This is a genomic window from Kribbella steppae (assembly GCF_004342025.1).
GTDB lineage: Bacteria > Actinomycetota > Actinomycetes > Propionibacteriales > Kribbellaceae > Kribbella > Kribbella steppae.
This window is the reverse complement of the sequence record NZ_SLWN01000001.1, coordinates 689,713-705,865: the sequence shown is the minus strand read 5'-3', so window position 1 is coordinate 705,865 and position 16,153 is coordinate 689,713. Positions and strand designations below refer to the sequence as shown.

The window sequence follows — 16,153 nt, the reverse complement described above, 5'->3', positions numbered from 1 at the left end:
ACCTCTCTCCTGGGCGAAGTGCCTATCTGGCCAGCCAGCCGCCGTCGACCGCGAGGACGTGACCGTTGACATAGCCGGCCGCCGCCGAGGCCAGGAAGACCGCGGCGCCGACCACATCCTCCGGCTGCCCCCAGCGACCGGCCGGGATGCGGTCCCGGATGGCCGCTTCGCGACCGGGATCCGCGCGCAGGTCGGTGGTGTTGTCGGTGCTGATGTATCCGGGTGCGATCGCGTTCACCCGGACACCGGCCGGACCCCACTCGTTGGCCAGCGCCCTGGTCAGTCCCGCGACCGCATGTTTGCTCGCAGTGTAGGCCGGAACGGTGATCCCGCCCTGGAAACTCAGCAGCGAGGCGATCGTGACGACCGCGCCGGCGCCGCGCTCGACCATCGCGGCACCGACCGGCCGGGTGACCGCCCAGGTGGAGTTGAGGTTCACGTCGATCACGTGCTGCCAGTCGGCGGTGGTGGTCTCGGCCGCCGGGGCACGCCGGATCGTGCCGGCGTTGTTGACCAGGATGTCGATCCTCCGCGTCTTCGCCAGCTCGGAAGCGGCCGCCTCTACCGCGGCCGGGTCGGCGAAGTCGGCGATGACTACGGTCGCCTCACCGCCGCCGTTCTGTTTGATCGCCTCGAGGGTGTCATCGAGGGCGGCGTCCCGGGCCATCAGGATCAGTTCGGCACCGGCCGCGGCGTACCCGGCGGCGATGGCCGCGCCGATACCCCGCCGGGCTCCGGTGACGAGCGCCGTACGGCCCTGGAGGCTGAACAGGTCAGCCGTCACCGCAGGTCCCGTACGTCGACGCCGTCCATATCCGCGAAGGCCTGGTTCTCGCCGGCCATCGCCCAGACGAAGCTGTACGACGAGGTGCCGGCGCCGGAGTGGATCGACCAGCTCGGTGAGATCACGGCCTGGCGATCGGCGACCAGCAGGTGCCTGGTCTCGTCGGGTTCGCCGAGCAGGTGGACGATCCGCTCGGTCTCGGGCAGGCCGAAGTACAGGTAGCACTCGGTCCGGCGGTCGTGCGTGTGCGCGGGCATGGTGTTCCAGGTGCTGCCTGAGTGGAGCGTGGTCACGCCGAGCACGATCTGGCAGCTGCGTACGCCGTCCGCGTGGATGTACTGGTCGATAGTGCGACGGTTCGCGGTCTGCTGGTCGCCGAGCTCGAGCCGGTTTCCCTCACCTGGATTGACCAGCGCGGTGGGGAAGTCGGTGTGGGCCGCGGCCGAGAAGAGGTAGAACGCCGCGTCGGGGCCGTCGAGGACGACCTCGCGGACGCCGCGTCCGACGTACAGGCACGCTCCGGTGGTCAGCTCGTACTTCGTCCCGTCGGCGGTGACCGTGCCTGGTCCGCCGACGTTGACGATGCCGGCCTCGCGGCGTTCGAGGAAGTACTCGCTGCGCAGCTCCGGCCAGGTCCCCAGCGTCAGCGGGCCGCTCGTGGGGCGCGCGCCGGCCAGGACGATCCGGTCGTGGTGGGTGAGTACCGCGGTGATCGTGTCCGGGACGAAGAGGTCGTCGACCAGGTAGTGCCGGCGGAGCGCCGCGGTGTCGAACCCGGGCACCTGATCGGGATGGGTGGCGTGCCTGATCTGCAGATTCACAGAACAAGGTTCTATTCCACGGAACAGTCTGTCAAACAGTGAGTTCAGTGGATAGGATCGAGAAATGTTCCGGGTTCCGCCACTTGACACTGTGTTCTGGCAGATGGAACCTTCCACCACAGCGCCCACGCCTCTGGGAGGTTCCACAATGACCGCTTTGGACTGGACGGTCCTGGTCGGCTACTTCGTCTTGATGGTGCTGATCGGCATCTGGTCGCGCTCGCGCTCGCGTCCTGGGCGATCGGCCTGATCGTCTGGGCAATCGTCAAGTGGGGGATCGAGTCCGCCGACACCGACCCTGGTCGTCGCGTTGCCGTTGGCAACTTCCTTGGTGGTGTACGTCGGTGTCGGCCTCCTCTTGCCGGCGTCGTACCGAAGTCGACGAGCTGGTCGACTCGCTGAACCGCGACCCGGCGAGACCGACGAGGTCGCGGGGAGACGGGCGGGCGCAGTCAGCCCTCACTGATCGAACCAACCCTGGAACACTGTCCCGTGTCACAGAACACTACCGATTTGGAGTGACCTCCATGCCGAACATCACCGTCGAACTCCTGCCCGGCCGCACCCTGGACCAGCGCCGCGAGTTCGTCGCCGCCGTCACCGAGTCCGCTATCTCCATCCTGAACGCCAAGCGCGAATCCGTCCGGATCGTCTTCACCGAGATCGAGACCACCGACGTAGCCAACGGCGGCGTCCTGGTCGCCGACGCCTGACACCGTACGGGCGAACGGGTAGTAGTCCGGCGCCGGCGGCGGCCACCCGCCTGAACGCCTTGGGCAGGCCGCGCCGCCGCCCACTACTACCCGTTCGTCGGTACGCATGCTGGAATTCCGGAGCCGGGCCGGCGCCCACCCATTACTGTCTTCTGCATGCGAGTAGGAGTCTTCGGAGCCACAGGTCAGGTCGGTAGCGTCATGCGGGAGCTGCTCGTCGAGCGGAAGTTCCCGGTGGACGAGATCCGGTACTTCGCGTCCGCGCGCTCGGCCGGTACGACGCTCCCGTTCGGTGACACCGAGATCACCGTTGAGGACTCCGCCACCGCCGACTTCAGCGGTCTCGACCTGGCGCTGTTCTCCAACGGCAAGACCGCCTCGAAGGAGTTCGCCCCGAAGGTCGCCGCCGCCGGTGCGGTCGTGGTCGACAACTCGTCCGCCTGGCGGATGGACCCCGACGTACCGCTGGTCGTGTCCGAGGTGAACCCCGGCGACCTCGACAACCTGCCGAAGGGCATCGTCGCCAACCCGAACTGCACCACCATGGCCGCGATGCCAGTGCTCGCGCCGCTGCACGGCTCCGCCACGCTGACCCGGCTCGTGGTGTCGACGTACCAGGCTGTCTCCGGCTCCGGAGGGGTGGGAGTCAGTGAGCTCGAGGACCAGGCGCGCGCCCTCGTCGAGCCCGGCGGCAGACTCGCTCGCGGCACCCAGGGCATCACGCTGCCCGAGCCCAAGGTGTACGCCGGGCCGATCGCGTTCAACGTGCTCCCGCTGGCCGGTTCGATCGTTGCCGACGGCACCGGTGAGACCGATGAGGAGCAGAAGCTCCGGAACGAGAGCCGCAAGATCCTGCACATCCCGGACCTCCTGGTCGCCGGGACCTGTGTCCGGGTCCCTGTCTTCACCGGTCACTCGCTCAGCATCCACGCCGAGTTCGCCGGGCCGATCACGCCCGAGCAGGCGACCGAGCTGCTCGGCGCCGCTCCTGGTGTCGCGCTCGCGGATCTCCCGACGCCACTGCTCGCGGCCGGTCAGGATCCGTCGTACGTCGGCCGGATCCGCCAGGACCAGTCGGTCCCGGACAACCGCGGCCTGGTGCTGTTCATCTCCAACGACAACCTCCGCAAGGGCGCCGCCCTCAACGCCGTCCAGATCGCGGAGCTCCTGGCCGAGCGCTGACTCCGCTGCGGCAGCACCAGATTCGCCCCAGGGCCCGGGCCCTAATGTCAAGAAAATGTCATACCGAGAACTGCTGCGTAGACTGACGCGGCGATAAGGTATGCCTTTCCTGCTGGTTGTTCCACGGCGATTCTTCGGCCGGGAGCAGGGGAGAGGTGACCGAGCTGGAGCAGCGTGGGATGAGCGGGCCTTCGGGGCTGCGCTTCCGCCTGCTCGGAACAGTGGAGGTGCGGACCGCCGGCGGTGAGGTGATCCCGCTGCCGGCACACCAGCCTGCGGTCCTGCTGGCCGCGCTGTTGCTGCGCCTCAACCGCACCGTGCGGACCGAGGATCTCGTCGACGTTCTCTGGGACGACGAGGAGCTGCCGAGCAGTCCGCGCGCCGCGCTGCAGATCTACGTCTCCCGGCTCCGGACCGCACTGGGGGACGCCGAGCGGACGATGATCCGCACCGGCGACGGCGGTTACACGCTGCATGCCGACCCGACGCAGCTCGATCTCGAAACGTTTCGGTCCCTGGTCCGCCGCGCCGGCGAGGTCGAGGATCCCGCCGACAGGGTCGCGCTGATCACCGAGGGCCTCGCGCTCTGGCGAGGCGAACCGCTGGCCGGTCTCGACGCGGGCGCGCTGACCCGGGAGATGATTCCGCGCCTGGTCGAGGAACATCTGCAGGCGCAGGAGTTGTCGTTCGACGCCCGGATGGCGCTCGGTGACGCGGCCGGGGTGATCCCGGAGCTGACCGAACTCGTTGAGCGCTACCCGACGCGAGAGCGGTTCTGGGCCCAACTCATGCGCGCGCAGCATGCGTCCGGACGGCAGGCGCTCGCGTTGTCGACGTACGCCGAAGTCTCGCGCCGACTGCGCGAGATCCTCGGGGTCGGCCCTGGTCCCGAACTGCAGCGGGTCCACGCCGAACTACTGGAGGCGACCGATACCGAGAGCATGGTGGTTCCGCGTCAGCTGCCGACCGCCGTACCGGCCTTCGCCGGTCGGACGGAGCACCTGCAGCGGCTGAACGGACTGCTTCCCGGTGTGCATCTCGGACTCATCATCGGACCGGCCGGAGTCGGCAAGACCTCGCTTGCAATCCATTGGGCCCGGCAGGTCGCGGACACCTTCCCCGATGGGATCCTGTACGCCGACCTGCTCGGGTACTCGCCCGCGATCGAGCCCGCCGACCCGCAGACGGTGGTGCCGCGTTTCCTTGCCGGACTGGGGATTCCGGCCGATCGGCTGCCGATCGCCGCGGACGAGCAGATCGCGCTGTACCGCAGCCTGCTCGCGGAGCGCGCGGTCCTCGTCGTACTGGACAACGCCCGATCTGCCGAACAGGTGCGGCCGCTGGCGGCATCCGGAGCGAACTGCCTCACCCTCGTCACCAGCCGGAACGAGCTCGCCGGACTGGTCGCGACCGAGCAGGCGGAGCCGATCCAGCTGGACGTGCTCGACTCCGCCCAGTCCAGACAGTTGCTAGCGGCAAGGATTGGTGACCGGCGGCTGCAGGAAGATGCCGAGAGCACCGAAGAGCTGATCGCCCGGTGTGCAGGGCTTCCGCTGGCACTTTCGTTGCTCGGGGCACAGATCGCGTTACGGCCCAGGCGACAACTGGACTCGTTTGTCGAGATGCTCAGCCAAGGGCCGCTCGATGCACTGTCGACCACCGACGGGGTCGACGTACGGACGATCTTCTCCTGGTCGTACCGGCAGTTGCGGCCCGAGCTCGCTCGGTTGTTCCGGCTGCTGGCTCAGCATCCTGGTGCCGAGATCACCGTTGGTGCCGCGGCGGCCTTGGCCGGTGTGCCGGTGCGTGAGGCTCGGGGCATGCTCGCCGTACTGGTTGCAAACCATCAACTAGTTGAGCTCGGGCCGGATCGCTATGCGCTGCACGATCTGCTGCGGAGCTACGCGCGGGAGCTGTGTGAGGAGCAGGAGGCGGACGAGGCCTTCGAACGGCTGCTCGGGTACCTGGTGCACACGGGCAATGCGGCCGCGTTGTTGCTCGCGCCGAGGCGCGATCCGGTCGAGCTGCCCGGGCTGGATCCCGGCGTCGACGTCGTACCGCCGTCGACTCGTGAGGAGGCGTTCGCCTGGTTCGACTCCGAGCAGCCGAACAATCTCGCCGTACTGCGGGCTGCTGCCGGCCGGGCCGATGGGCTGTTGTGGTTGTACGTGTGGACGATCGCGGACTATCTGGACTTCCGTGGTCGGCCCGGGTACCTGGAGTCCGAGTTGCTGGCGCTTGATGCGGCGGTCCGGCTCGGCGATCTGCGCAGGCAGGCGCAGACGCGCCGGGATCTCGCCCGGGGTCACATGGCGCTGCGGCAGTGGGACGACGCGATCCGGCAGCACGAGTTGGCGCTCGGCATCGCCGAGGAACTGGATGACGACGCCGGTGTCGCGCACGGCTCGCTGAGTCAGGCGCGGGTGCTGAGCCGGATGGGGGAGCACCGGCAGGCCATCGAGAAGACGACCCGCGCGCTCCGGATCTACGAGCGGACCGGCCACGTCGACGCGCGGGCCAACGCGCTCAACAACCTCGGCTGGTACTACGGGCAACTCGGCGAGTACGAGGCGGCGGTCGACTATGCGCACCAGGCGCTGAAGCTCTACGAGGAGCAGGACTCGGAGTACGGGCGTGCTGTGGTGAGCGACACGATGGCGTTCGCCTTGGCCGGCTCCGGCCGTCTCGATGAAGCCATCGCCAGCTACGCGACCGCTGTCGCCATCCTGCGCGCCCAGGGACGTCGCCACGAGACCGCGGAGTGCCTGATGTCGATGGCCAAGGTCCAGGAGCGAGCCGGTCAGCCCGAGGCGGCCCGGGTGAGCTGGACCGAGGCGCTGGAGATCCTCGAGGCGATGGACCACCCCGATGCGGTCGTGGTCCGTGGCGCGCTGGATCGGCTGCGGCAGGGCGGTTGACGGGGCCTGGCGGGCGAGGAGTAGAACTGACAGTGAGACATAGGCCACTGGCCGTGTGTACACGTTGCGGAAACGTAATGGAGAAGTGGGGGCGGGCAAGCGAGGGGCATAGTCAGCTGTGCCTGCTAGCCATTACCCTCCGGTTACTTGACCCCCGATGGAGGCCAGACAATGAAGCCAGTCGCCGATGAGGGCCAGCTCGCGCTGCTCAGCAATCGCAAAGAGAACATGGCCACGATGTTCCTCGATCGGGTCGCCGCGACCCCTTCGCGCGAGGCCTTCCGGTACCCGTCAGGGGACCAGTGGAAATCCGCCAGTTGGCGGGAGCTCGACGAGCTGGGCCGGCGCCGTGCTGCGGGCTTGATCGCCCTCGGCGTACAGCCCGAGCAGCGGGTCGCGGTCGCCTCGAGCACCCGGATGGAGTGGGTCGAGTGCTACCTGGCCGCCGTCCTTGCGGCTGCCGCGACGACCACGATCTACCCGACCACGATGGCGACCGACGTCGCCTTCATCGTGGCCGACGCCGACGTACAGGTCGTGTTCGCCGAGGACGCGACCCAACTGGACAAGCTGCGCGAGCACCGGTCCGAGACGCCCTCGCTGCAGAAGGTCGTCCTGATCGACGGCGAGCCCCCGGCGGAGGACACCTCCTGGGTTCTGTCGCTGGCAGCGCTGGATGAGCTCGGCGACAAATACCTGGAGGAACACGCCGACGCGATCGATGAGCGGCTGGCTCAGATCCAGCCGAACCACCTCTGCACGCTGATCTACACCTCCGGCACCACCGGGCGTCCCAAGGGTGTCCGGCTGCCGCACTCGGTCTGGACGTACGAGGGTGCCGCGGTCGAGGGGATCCGGGTCCTCAGCCCGGACGACCTGCAGTTCCTCTGGCTGCCGCTGTCGCACGTGTTCGGTCAGGTCCTGCTCGCCGTCCAGTTCCAGATCGGCTTCGCCACTGCGATCGACGGCCGGATCGACAAGATCGTCGAGAACGCGGCCGTCGTCCAGCCGACGTTCATGGCCGCCGCGCCGCGGATCTTCGAGAAGGCGCACGCCCGGATCGTCACCATGATCGAGGACGAGGGCGGGATCAAGGCCAAGCTCTTCCACTGGGCCTTCGGCGTCGGCGCCAAGGTCTCCGTACTGCGGCAGGCCGGCAAGGAGCCGGGTGGCGCGTTGGCGGCGCAGTACACGTTGGCCGACAAGCTGGTGCTGTCGAAGATCCGGGCCCGGTTCGGCGGGCGGATCCGCTTCTTCGTCTCCGGCTCCGCCGCCCTCGACAAGCAGCTGGCCGAGTGGTTCCACGCGGCCGGGCTGTTGATCTTGGAGGGCTACGGTCTGTCCGAGACCGCGGCCGGCTCGTCGCTCAACCGCCCGGGCCAGTACCGGCTCGGCAGCGTCGGCCCGATCTTCCCGGCCACCGAGGCGAAGATCGCCGAGGACGGCGAGATCCTGATCCGGGGCGACGGCGTGATGAGCGGCTACCACAACCAGCCCGAGCAGACCGCCGAGGTGATCGATGCCGACGGCTGGTTCCACACCGGCGACATCGGTCACTTCGAGGACGAGTTCCTCTTCATCACCGACCGGAAGAAGGACCTGTTCAAGACCTCCGGCGGCAAGTACGTCGCCCCGCAGGTGATCGAGGGCCGGTTCAAGATGATCTGCCCGTACGTCGGCCAGTTCGTTGTCCACGGCAACAAGCGCAACTTCGTCAGCGCGCTCGTCACCCTGGACCCCGAAGCCATCCAGGGCTGGGCCGCGTCGAACGGTATGACCGGCAAGCCGTACGAAGAGATCGTCAGCTCCGACGCGGCCCGCGCCATGGTCCAGGGGTACGTCGACGAGCTCAACGCCGGCCTGAACCGCTGGGAAACCATCAAGAAGTTCACCATCCTCGACCGGGATCTCACTGTGGAGACCGGCGAGATGACACCCAGCCTGAAGCTCAAGCGCAAGCACGTGGAAACCCAGTACGCCGACCTCCTGGACAAGATGTACGACTAACCCACGCCCGCCGCTGACGTCGGCCAGGTTGCCTCGGTGACCTGGCCGCCGTGGATGTCCACAGTCAGTTGGACCGGGCCGTCCGGGCGGACGTAGAGCTGGTAGCTGCCTTGGCGTACCTCGTGGAAGACGGCGGAGTGCAGGATGGTTCCGTCCGCCGTCGGCCGGGGTACGACAGCGACGTGCGGCAGGTGATGGCCGTGCCCGTGCCCGTGACCATGCCCGTCATCATGGCCATGTCCGGGACCAAGGCCCGTCGGGCGCAGCTCGATCTCCTGGTCTTCGAGTGCGGCCGGCAGTTGGATGACGAGGGCGCCGATCTCGCCGCCGATGTCGAGGGGTACCGAGGAACCCTTGCCTGCATGGGGATTCTCCACCGCGTTGTTGCCCGGGCCAGTGGTCATGATGCGGCCGGCGTTCCGGGAGTCGACTGGGAACCACCGGCCGGCGTACCGAGGTAGGGGAACCGGTCGAGCAGCGGCGAGTTCGTGTTCGAGGTGCCGTCCTTGATCGCCGATGCCGCCGCGTCGGGTTTGTACGACGGGTCGACCAAGGGGATGGTGAGTCCGGCTACCGCTCGCAGTTCGACCGTGACGACGTCGTCGATCAGCCGGCGCCCGTTCGGGAAGCCGGCCGCGTCACCGGCGACCAGGCCGAGCGGGTTCGGCGAGTCCGTCGGCGGCACGGCGACGTTGAGGCGCAACATGTCGGCCTGAACGGGGCCGGTGAAGTTCTGGAACCCGCGGACGACGCCCTTCGGGATACCGGTCAGCAGGATCGCCGCGAGGTCGGCGCGGTCCTTCTTGTACGCCGCCAGCTTCGGGAACACCCCGGGATACAGCACAGGCAGCAACCCGGCGAGCTCAGGCTTGACGACGTACTCCGCGTACCGCTTGTCCTCCGACGGAGGCCGGCTGTTCCACTTGTCCTTCTCGGCCATCGGAACGACGACCTCGTTGAACAACGGGTTACCCAGCCGGGAGACCTGCTTGTAGGGACCATGCCCCACGGAGACGCCGAGCTGGTCGTCGAGCATGCGGGACTGCCGTCGGCTTGCGGTGGCGTACACGCCGATGACGGCCTTGGCGTCCAGCACATCGGTCGGTTTGCGGCCGTCGCGGGTGAGGTCGGTGATCGGGACCTGGAGGGCGATGGTGTGCACGTTCGAGCCCTGCAGTCCGTTGACACCCATCGCGGCCGCGGACGGGATCAGATGAGCCATCTGGAACGGGCGGAGCGTGGCCAGATCGAAGATGCTGCCCAGGTCGGCGAAGAACGCGTCCGCGCGCTGACCGGCGAACACCTTGCGATTCCGGCCGATGGTGTGGATCGCCGTGCGGGCCAGCTTCGCGTAGTTCGGCGTACTGCGGACGCCGACGTTGACCGGGGGAGCGGCCAGGTCCCGGGCGAGGATGCGGGAGCGGCCGCGCTCGACCCTGGTGACCGAATAGAACTGGGGCCGGTTCCAGTTCGAGTCCTTCAGGGAGGTGATCGGGCCGGTGTTGTACAAGAAGGTCTTCTTGTTCCGGATCTCGGCGCGGAAGCGGAACTGGTAGCTGATGTCGGCCTTGCCGGTCCCGCTGTTGGAGATGTGGATCTGGTAGAGCACGTCGTCGCCGAACTCGTAGAAGTTCGGGCCGCCGTACGGGTTCTGGAAGGGAATGAAGTTGGCGATGATCGTGACGGTGTCCGCCTTGTCCGGGCTGACGAACGCGTACACGTCGGTGTTGTCGGCGACCGGATCCTTCGAGATCTCCGGCGCTTCGCGGTGCGAAGACATGACAGGTCCTCCAGTAGATGCAGTGAAAGCTGAGGGGTACCGATGAAGAGCCGCGGCGGGCTCGTGTGCGGCCGGGTCAGGCGGTCGTTACGCCGGCCAGCCGGGCGGCCAGTTCGCGATCGGTCACCAGAACCTCACGCTCGCCGACCATGATGGCCAGTCGCCCGGCCTTCACGTCCTTGACGTGCACGACGAACGACTCCGCGTTCGCCAGATCCGCAGGCTCCAAAGGCCTCGCGTTCTCGGCCGCGTCGGCGGCCTGGTTGCCGAACAGCGTCGGCGCTGCGACGGCCCCGACCGCTGCCGCGGTCCCCGCACCCGCGAACACCAGGAAACCCCGGCGGGTTGCGTCACTCATGCTCGTCCCCTCTCCATCGTCAACAGACCCCGACCGGGATTGGCCGGGCCACAAACGACAATTCGGAGGCGAGTGGTCAGCGGATGGGTCGCTCCTTGCGGTGGGTGCGTAGGGCGGCGCGAGGCCCGGGAATCAAACCCCCCACCACTTGCGTTGACATGTCAACCTAAGCTTGTAGTCGACATGCCCATCAGATGAGGAGTGACTCTCATGACCGACCTCGAGTTCGGCCTCGACACCTTCGGCGACATCCCCGAGGACGATGCCGGCCGACTCGTCTCCGACGCCGCGGCGATCCGACAGGTGGTCGAGGAAGCAGTGCTGGCCGACGAACTCGGCGTCGACGCGATCGCGCTCGGCGAGCACCATCGGCCGGAGTACTCGATCTCCACGCCGGAGACGGTGCTGGCGGGGATCGCCTCGCGCACCTCGCGCATCCGGCTCGGATCCGGCGTGACCGTGCTGAGCTCGGACGACCCGGTCCGGGTGTTCCAGCGGTTCGCGACGGTGGACGCGATCTCGAACGGGCGGGCCGAGGTCATCCTCGGACGCGGCTCGTTCACCGAGTCCTTCCCGTTGTTCGGCTACGACCTGGCCGACTACGACGTCTTGTTCGAGGAGAAGTTGCAGCTCTTCGCGCAGTTGCTCGACGAGAAGCCGGTCACCTGGAGCGGCACCACCCGGGCCGCGCTGGACCACGCCGACGTCTACCCCAAGACCGAGTCGGGCCGTTTGACGACATGGGTCGGCGTCGGTGGATCACCACAGTCGGTCGTGCGCACGGCGTCGTACGGGCTGCCGCTGATGCTGGCGATCATCGGTGGGTCGCCGGAGCGGTTCGCGCCGTACCTCGATCTGTACCGGCGTGCGGCCGAGCAGTTCGGCACGGTCGCGCATCCGGTCGGGATGCACTCGCCGGGCTTCATCGCCGACACCGACGAAGAGGCCAAGGAACTGTTCTATCCGCGCTACAAGGTAGTTCGCGACCGGATCGGAGCCCTGCGCGGCTGGCCGCCGATTCGCCGGGAGGAGTTCGACGCGGAGGTTGCGCACGGTTCGATGTACGTCGGTTCGCCGGAGACTGTGGCCCGCCGGATCGCCGGGGCCGTGCAGAAGCTGGGTGTCGGCCGCTTCGACCTGATCTACACGTCCGGCTCGATGCCGATCAGCGCGCGGCTGAAGGCGGTCGAGCTGTACGGCACGAAGGTGATCCCGATGGTCCGCGACATCGTGGCCGGCTGACATGAACGACAAGACAACGATCGCGATTCTCGGTGCGGGCAAGGTCGGCACCGTCCTTGCGCGGCTCGCGGTCGCGGCGGGTTATCGCGTGCTGATCGCCGGCTCCGGTGATGTGGAGAAGATCGCGCTGATCGTCGAGATCGTCACGCCCGGGGCCGTCGCGACCACGGCAGCCGATGCCGCCGCGCGGGCCGACGTCGTGATCCTCGCGCTCCCACTCGGCAAGTACCGCACCATTCCGGCCGAGGCGTTGCGCGGCAAGCTCGTGATCGACGCGATGAACTACTGGTGGGAGGTCGACGGTATCCGCGACGACCTGACGGATCCGCGGACGTCGTCCAGCGAGATCGTCCAGGCTTTCCTGCCCGGCGCCCGCGTGGTCAAGGCGTTCAACCACATGGGCTACCACGACCTGGAAGACGGCGCCCGCCCGGCCGGATCGCCCGGCCGCAAGGCGATCGCGATCGCCGGCGAACCAACGGACGCCGCCGCCGTCGCGGCGATCGTGGACGCGCTCGGCTTCGACCCAGTACGAGCCGGATCCCTGGCCGAGGGCGTCCGCTTCGAACCCAACACCGAACTGTTCGGCGCCAACGTCGACGCCGACGAGGTCCGCGCCATGCTCGACCGCTTCCCCGACACGCTCCACGGCCACCGCATCACCCAGGCCCGATCCAGCGACGACGACACCGCAAACGCACGCTGAAGGTCAATCCGCCGGTCAGGGGGATGTGGCGGTGGCCAGGAGGTACCAGGCGGTGTGGGGGATCCATTGTTCGGACCAGCGCCAGGAGTCGCCCTCGGGCTCGCAGCGCCACAGTCCCTCCTGGACCGACGAGCTCGGCGGTGAGGGCCCTGTCGGGTACGACGGCAACCACAGCGCTGCCCGCCGTACCGCCGTACCCGAGGTGCGAAACCAGAATCCCCGGACCCTCCTCATCTCGCGCCCACACGACGGCACCGCCCTTTCACTTGGTCGGCCGTAACCTACCCCGGTCCGTTCCGCGCACAGACCTGCACAGAACCTTCACGAGTCGTCGTGCCCTTCTGACCAGCTCGGCTCCTAGTCTCGAAGCGTGGCAGTCGATGGAGTAGCCCGCCGGATCCTCGTGGTCGAGGACGAGCCGGTGATCAACCAGGCGGTGACCGACCGGCTTCGCGGGTCGGGGTACGACGTCGTGCAGGCGTGGGACGGACCGGGGGCGGTCGAGCAGTTCGCGGCGACCGCACCGGATCTGGTCCTCCTGGACGTGATGCTTCCTGGGTTCGACGGACATGAGGTGTGCCGGCGGATCCAGGCCGGACGGCCGGTGCCGGTGCTGATGCTGACCGCACGCGACGACGAGGCGGACATCCTGGTCGGACTCGGCGTCGGTGCCGACGACTACCTCACGAAGCCGTTCCGGATGCGGGAGTTGGTGGCGCGAGTGGCAGCCCTCCTGCGAAGGGTCGACCGGGCGGCTGAGATGGCCGCCCACTCAGCCATCGAGCTGGGCGACCTGCGGGTCGACGCGGCCGCTCGCCGGGCCTGGGTCGCCGAGACCGAGGTCCATCTCACGCCGACCGAATTCGATCTGCTGCTCTGTCTGGCGGCCAAGCCGGGCGTCGTCCTGACCCGGGAGAACCTGTACGCCGAAGTCTGGGGCTGGCCGGGTGCGTCGGGCACCCGCACGGTCGACAGCCACGTGAAGGCGCTGCGAGCCAAGATCGGCGCGGACCGGGTACGGACGGTGCATGGCGTCGGCTACGCCCTCGAGCCCGGGAGTACGACGTGAGCAGCCCGGTGCTGGACCAGGTCACGTCGGTCAAGGTCAAGCTCGGGCTGCTCGTCGCGGTCAGTGTCATCGTGGCCTCGATCGTCGCGGCCGTCGGCGCCGTCGGCGGCGTACCGGCGTGGCTCAGCATCCCGGTCACGGTCGCCCTTGCCCTTGGCGTGACCCAGTTGCTGGCGGTCGGCATGACGTCGCCCCTGCGCGAGATGACAGCTGCAGCCCGGGGAATGGCTCGCGGCGACTACTCCGCCCGGGTCACCGCCACCTCGAGCGACGAGGTGGGAGAGCTTGCCCGGGCGTTCAATCGGATGGCTGATGACCTGGCCGCCGTCGACCGCCAGCGCCGCGAGTTGGTCGCGAACGTGAGCCATGAGCTTCGTACGCCGCTCGCCGCGTTGTGCGCCGTACTCGAGAACCTGGTCGACGGAGTCGCCGAGCCGGACCCCGTGGCCCTGCGGACGGCGCTCGATCAGGCAGAGCGGCTCTCGGCCCTCGCCTCCGACCTGCTTGATCTGGCCCGCGTGGACGCCGGCGCGGCCCGCCTGTCCACCACGCAGGTTTCCGTCCTGGACTTCCTGGAGCGTGCCGTAGCCGAGGCACGAGTGGTCGGTCGTGAGGTCCGGTACGACGTACGCGTCACGCCGCCGGACCTGACTGCCTCAGCGGACTCGGCACGGCTCCACCAACTGATCGCCAACCTGCTCGACAACGCTTCCCGGCACAGTCCCACCGGTGGAGTCGTCCGGATCACCGCCGAAGCCACGGACTCGGGGTGGCGGCTGGAGGTCGCCGATGAAGGGGCAGGCGTCCCCGTCGCCGATCGGGACCGCGTCTTCGAACGGTTCGGGACGTTGACCGACGCCGAGGGCGGCGGCGGTACCGGACTCGGTCTCGCGATCGCCCGCTGGGTCACCGACCTCCACGGCGGCAGCATCCACTTCGTCGACCCGGCGCCGCGCAGTACCGGCGCCCGCGTCCGAGTCGACCTACCGCGCGAACCACGGCAACACACCCACGTCACCAGGAAGGCACAGGAGCCAGTCATGGAGAAGCCGCTCGAGACGCCTGCACCCGCCGCAGCGCCAGTTGCAGCGCGAGAGCCGGAGTCAGGGATGGACATGTTGTTCGGCAAGTTCTGGCCGGAGACCGGACTTCCCGGCAATGTTCGTGCGGTCCTGTACTGCCTGGGTGTCGGTCTGCTGGCCGCCATTGTCCTGCCGTTCCGCGATCTCGGTCTCGGCACGTTCGTCGTACTGCTGGCGGCCGGGGCTGCGATCCTCACGTTCAGCGTCAACCGCCGGTCCCGTTTCACCCAGGCCTGTGCCGCGCTGTGCGTGCTTCTGGCCGCAACCTCCGTACTGCGGGACGCCGAGTGGATCGTGGTCCTCTGCCTCATGGCGGGCGCCGCCGTGTGTATGGCCGGTCTGGTGAACGCCCGCACCGTGCCGGCGTTCGTGGCGGCCGGGGTGTCCTGGCCACTTGCCGGGCTTCGGGGACTTCCGTGGCTGGGTCGCTCTGCGCAGGCGGTCAAAGGTCTGCGGACGAGTGCCGCGGCGCTGCGGACGGTCGTGTGGTCGTTGTTGGGGGTCGTTGTCTTCGGACTGCTGTTCGCGTCGGCCGATGCGGTCTTCGCGGAGTGGGCGGGCGTGGTCGTTCCGGATCTTGAGCTCGACTCATTCGTACTGCGGGCATTCATCACCGTGGCAGTTGGTGGTGTGGTGCTGGCAGCGACGTACCTCGGGCTGAATCCTCCCAACGTCGAGACCGGGGGCGCTCCGGTGCGGCCGGTCGCACGTCGCTACGAGTGGCTTGTGCCGGTGCTGCTCGTGGACGCGGTCTTCCTGGTCTTCCTGGCCGCACAGGCCACGGCCAACTTCGGCGGGCACGAGTACCTCGAGCGCATTACTGGCCTGACCTACGCGGAGTACGTCCACCAGGGCTTCGGCCAGCTCACCGTGGCCACTGCGCTCACTCTGCTCGTGGTGTGGGCCGCCGCTCGCAAGGCACCGCGCGGCACGAAGGCGGACGTGGCCTGGCTGCGCGGGTCGCTCGGCCTGCTTTGCTTGCTGACCTTGGTTGTGGTCGCGTCCGCGCTCTACCGGATGCACGTGTACCAGGAGGCGTACGGCTTCACTGAGCTCCGCCTGCTCGTCGACGTCTTCGAGGGCTGGCTGGGCCTGCTCGTGATCGGAGTGATGGTGGCCGGCGTGACCATGAAGGCGGCCTGGCTGCCCCGGGCCGCGCTGCTCAGTGGCGCCGGCCTCCTGCTCGGACTTGCCGCGATCAACCCGGACGCCTGGATCGCCCAGCACAACGTCGACCGCTACACGGCGACCGGCAAGGTGGATTGGCTCTATCTGCAAGGCCTTTCCGACGATGCCGTCCCGGTGCTGGCCACCCTCCCGGACGAGGCGATCGGCTGCGCACTGGCCGATCGTGAGCCCAGCACGAACGACTGGCTCGAGTGGAATCTGGGCCGTGAACGCGCCAACGCGTTCATCCGCTCCCATGCGTCGGCCACTGCCACAGCCGCCACCTGCCTGACCAAGCCGGCCGGATAGCACCCCCCGGGAAGT

General features: G+C 68.3%; 13 protein-coding genes. 8 read left to right on the top strand and 5 right to left on the bottom strand.

Going from position 1 to position 16,153, the window contains the following annotated elements; all coding sequences use genetic code 11:
- Positions 1-22: 22 nt before the first annotated feature.
- Both EV652_RS03240 and kduI read right to left on the bottom strand, forming a co-directional pair.
- A complete protein-coding gene (locus tag EV652_RS03240) occupies positions 23-784 on the bottom strand; it encodes an SDR family oxidoreductase (protein ID WP_132207411.1) in 762 nt (253 codons plus the stop codon).
- On the bottom strand, positions 781-1,605 hold the full coding sequence (kduI, locus tag EV652_RS03235; RefSeq protein WP_242001517.1) for a 5-dehydro-4-deoxy-D-glucuronate isomerase: 825 nt from the start codon (positions 1,603-1,605) through the stop codon (positions 781-783). The genes EV652_RS03240 and kduI overlap by 4 nt, the downstream gene beginning before the upstream one ends.
- A gap of 527 nt (positions 1,606-2,132) precedes the next feature.
- Between kduI and EV652_RS03230 the strand changes: the two genes are divergently transcribed.
- From EV652_RS03230 to EV652_RS03215, 4 genes are all read left to right on the top strand, one after another.
- The gene (locus tag EV652_RS03230; protein ID WP_132207410.1) at positions 2,133-2,318 is read left to right on the top strand and encodes a tautomerase family protein; all 186 of its coding nucleotides are present in this window, start codon (positions 2,133-2,135) and stop codon (positions 2,316-2,318) included.
- A gap of 156 nt (positions 2,319-2,474) precedes the next feature.
- Entirely contained in the window at positions 2,475-3,500 is a 1,026-nt protein-coding gene (locus EV652_RS03225; protein WP_132207409.1) for an aspartate-semialdehyde dehydrogenase, read from the top strand.
- Positions 3,501-3,655: 155 nt separating this feature from the next.
- Positions 3,656-6,418 carry an AfsR/SARP family transcriptional regulator gene (locus EV652_RS03220; RefSeq protein ID WP_132207408.1) on the top strand — a complete coding sequence of 921 codons (2,763 nt, stop codon included), beginning with the start codon at positions 3,656-3,658 and terminating at the stop codon, positions 6,416-6,418.
- Positions 6,419-6,589: 171 nt separating this feature from the next.
- The gene (locus tag EV652_RS03215; protein ID WP_132207407.1) at positions 6,590-8,425 is read left to right on the top strand and encodes an AMP-dependent synthetase/ligase; all 1,836 of its coding nucleotides are present in this window, start codon (positions 6,590-6,592) and stop codon (positions 8,423-8,425) included.
- Here EV652_RS03215 and EV652_RS03210 read toward each other — a convergent pair.
- The 3 genes from EV652_RS03210 to EV652_RS03200 all read right to left on the bottom strand — a co-directional run bounded on the left by EV652_RS03210 (position 8,422) and on the right by EV652_RS03200 (position 10,563).
- Complete coding sequence (locus tag EV652_RS03210) at positions 8,422-8,829, bottom strand: hypothetical protein (RefSeq protein WP_132207406.1); 408 nt, start codon at positions 8,827-8,829, stop codon at positions 8,422-8,424. The two genes, EV652_RS03215 and EV652_RS03210, sit on opposite strands and share 4 nt — an antisense overlap.
- The gene (locus EV652_RS03205; protein ID WP_132207405.1) at positions 8,826-10,205 is read right to left on the bottom strand and encodes a DUF4331 domain-containing protein; all 1,380 of its coding nucleotides are present in this window, start codon (positions 10,203-10,205) and stop codon (positions 8,826-8,828) included. The genes EV652_RS03210 and EV652_RS03205 overlap by 4 nt, the downstream gene beginning before the upstream one ends.
- 76 nt (positions 10,206-10,281) lie before the next feature.
- On the bottom strand, positions 10,282-10,563 hold the full coding sequence (locus EV652_RS03200) for a twin-arginine translocation signal domain-containing protein (protein ID WP_132207404.1): 282 nt from the start codon (positions 10,561-10,563) through the stop codon (positions 10,282-10,284).
- A gap of 210 nt (positions 10,564-10,773) precedes the next feature.
- On the opposite strand from EV652_RS03200, the gene EV652_RS03195 reads away from it, so the two are divergent.
- The 4 genes from EV652_RS03195 (at position 10,774) to EV652_RS03175 (ending at position 16,138) form a co-directional block, all read left to right on the top strand.
- Complete coding sequence (locus EV652_RS03195) at positions 10,774-11,805, top strand: LLM class flavin-dependent oxidoreductase (protein ID WP_132207403.1); 1,032 nt, start codon at positions 10,774-10,776, stop codon at positions 11,803-11,805.
- A gap of 1 nt (position 11,806) precedes the next feature.
- Entirely contained in the window at positions 11,807-12,511 is a 705-nt protein-coding gene (locus EV652_RS03190; protein WP_132207402.1) for an NADPH-dependent F420 reductase, read from the top strand.
- A gap of 370 nt (positions 12,512-12,881) precedes the next feature.
- Positions 12,882-13,580 (top strand): response regulator transcription factor, encoded by a 699-nt coding sequence (locus EV652_RS03180; RefSeq protein ID WP_132207400.1) that lies wholly within the window; start codon positions 12,882-12,884, stop codon positions 13,578-13,580.
- Positions 13,577-16,138, top strand: a complete 2,562-nt coding sequence (locus EV652_RS03175; RefSeq protein WP_132207399.1) for a DUF4153 domain-containing protein — start codon at positions 13,577-13,579, stop codon at positions 16,136-16,138. The genes EV652_RS03180 and EV652_RS03175 overlap by 4 nt, the downstream gene beginning before the upstream one ends.
- The last annotated feature ends 15 nt before the right edge of the window (positions 16,139-16,153 follow it).